We start from the raw sequence: 1,744 nt of genomic DNA, 5'->3' as shown, positions 1-1,744 counted from the left end.
GAGCAACAGCGCGCCCGTCTCCGGCCCGCCATAGGCTTCGATCTCGACCGATGAAACAGGGAGTGCCTCTGCAAGCGACATCACCGCATCGCGCGCCTCTGCCTCCACGCGAAATCCCTGAATGCCGAAAGCCCCGCTCGCATCTGCAGGAAGGCTTGAGAACACCTCCCATGGCCCGGTCATGCCGAGCGTGTAGCCATCCGGTGCGTAATAGCGAAAGGGGATTCCGGCCATCAGCCCCCGACCGGCATCCCCGAAGCGCGCCTGCAATCGGGCGCGCAACCCGCGCGTGAAATTGTCGAGGGATATATGGCTGTCGCCGAGATGCAGCACGGTCAAAGGTCGCGCCCGTTCCCCTGCCTCGATCGCGCTCATGGCTGCATGAAAATGCGCAAGCCCCGCCGGAACGGTACACTCCGCCGCGCGCGCTGCAGAAGCACCCGTCAGCGAAAGAAGCGCCGCGAGCAGCGGGCCTCGCCAGAAAAAGGGCCGCCTAGTTTGTCGCGCCAAGCCAGAGCCAGTCATCCGACCTGCCGGGGCGCCTGTCCGCCATATCATAGGCTGAAGCCTTTTCGGGTTCGGCAGCCGACGCCGCTTCGCGCAGCATGAGCGGCTCGGCAGAGACAAGTGCCGCCGGCGCTTCTCCACCTTCAATATCGGCAAGCAGCGCATTCGCCACGCGTTCGCCCAGAAGCTCATAGCCCGCCATGGTGAAGTGAATGCCGTCATCGGCGCGGAGCAGCTTCGTGCTGCCATAGCGGTCCGGACCATAGGCCGTGTAGCCGCCATCCGCCCCCGTCGCCACACCATCCATATGCACAAAGGAAACGCCATTGGCCCGCGCACGCGCCTCGAAAATCTCGTTGAAGCGTTCCATATCTCCACCGAAGCGAAGGCTGCGCATGACAGGAAGTTCGACCCAATAGACCGCCGCGCCTGTGCCCTTCAGCGTTGCCGTGAAATCATCCACGCGGCGCTCATAGATTTCGCGCCAGCCCGCATCGAAAAGCGCATGGCGCACACCATCCTGCATGATGGGCTGGCGGTCATTCGTGCCCATCACCACAACCGCAATGTCGATCCGCGTCTCGTCTGCAATCTCGCGCACAGCGGCATTCCAGTCGAAATAGTCGTGCCGCGAAAAGCCGGTCGCAACGCGCGACTTCTTGATGACGTTGAACCGCTTGTCCTTGCGCAGCACATGATAAAGCCCCGCCCAAAGACCATCGCCCAGCGAGTCGCCCAGCACCACTACATTGTAGCGTTCGCGCGGCGCGATGGCGGCAGGGGCAACGGGCTTTGCGGGCATGTGAAACGCGGCCTGCGTCATGGCAGGCTCGGCTGAGATCGCCGCAACCGGAACCTCTGCCGGAGCCGCTTGAGGCTGCGGGGAAAGCGGCTGCGCCATCGGCATGAGGGGTTGCGCAATTTCCTGCCCGGCAGGCGGTGCGCTATCGAGCGAGCGTGGCGAAAGCTGCATCGGCTGCGCGAATGCCTGTGACCAGACGAGAACAAAAAGCGGAAAGGTAAAAAGGACGAGGCGAAGCACGAGGCGCGCAGACGCAGACTGCCCCTGCTCCTCTGCAACCGCCGCTTTTGTGCGGGCGCGATGCGCCATTTTGCCCCCGGATTCCTGCTTTTCGGTGCTGCGTCCGTCCCGGCACGAACCGCGCCAGCACCGGACACCCCATAGATGCAGGCTTCATGCCTGAAAACCGGCCATGGCCCTGCCCCGGAATGGCAC

The 1,744-nt window shown here is 63.7% G+C and carries 2 protein-coding genes; both read right to left on the bottom strand.

Annotation, left to right across the window (positions count from 1 at the left end; all coding sequences use genetic code 11):
* Window positions 1-510 (bottom strand): hypothetical protein (locus WBF74_RS11535; protein WP_424439833.1); only part of this gene is annotated, 510 nt, incomplete at its 3' end.
* A complete protein-coding gene (locus WBF74_RS11530) occupies window positions 494-1,618 on the bottom strand; it encodes a DUF459 domain-containing protein (RefSeq protein WP_424439830.1) in 1,125 nt (374 codons plus the stop codon). The genes WBF74_RS11535 and WBF74_RS11530, both read right to left, overlap by 17 nt.
* Window positions 1,619-1,744: the final 126 nt, after the last annotated feature.

Source organism: Parvibaculum sp. (genome assembly GCF_049672805.1).
Taxonomy (GTDB): domain Bacteria; phylum Pseudomonadota; class Alphaproteobacteria; order Parvibaculales; family Parvibaculaceae; genus Parvibaculum.
This window is presented reverse-complemented; position numbering and strand designations above follow the sequence as displayed.